The sequence below is a fragment of the Porphyromonas sp. HMSC077F02 genome (assembly GCF_001815465.1).
GTDB lineage: Bacteria > Bacteroidota > Bacteroidia > Bacteroidales > Porphyromonadaceae > Porphyromonas_A > Porphyromonas_A somerae.
In genome coordinates, this window is sequence record NZ_KV820650.1 from 1 (window position 1) to 413 (window position 413).

Annotated in this window: 1 protein-coding gene; it reads right to left on the reverse strand. The window is 48.7% G+C overall.

Annotated features, from left to right (window positions below):
• Positions 1–413: NAD(P)(+) transhydrogenase (Re/Si-specific) subunit beta (locus HMPREF3027_RS03345; RefSeq protein WP_141756217.1), on the reverse strand; the 413-nt coding region annotated here is incomplete at both ends.

The following is a 413-nucleotide window of genomic DNA, read 5'->3' on the forward strand; positions in this document are numbered from 1 at the left end:
GCATCGCCTAGCATCATGGTCACCTTCTCCTTATTTTCGTAGAGTGGGTTAGGGACGTTGGCATAACCTGGTTTGAGGTCATAGTTGCAGATGATGATCTTCTTTGCTTGGTCCACATTGAGTACAGGCATACCATAGATAGGTGTGCCCTCTGCCTCACGAGCCGCCGGATTGATCACGTCATTAGCTCCTACCACTACTACGAGGTCGGTGTTGCTAAAGTCATCATTGATCTGCTCCATCTCAAAGAGCTCCTCATAGTCTACATCTGCCTCTGCAAGTAGCACATTCATGTGGCCTGGCATACGACCGGCTACAGGGTGTATTGCATAGCGTACCTTAGCACCATTCTCCTCAAAGGCTTGTCCAAGTTGTTTAACTTGATGCTGAGCTTGAGCCAATGCCATACCGTA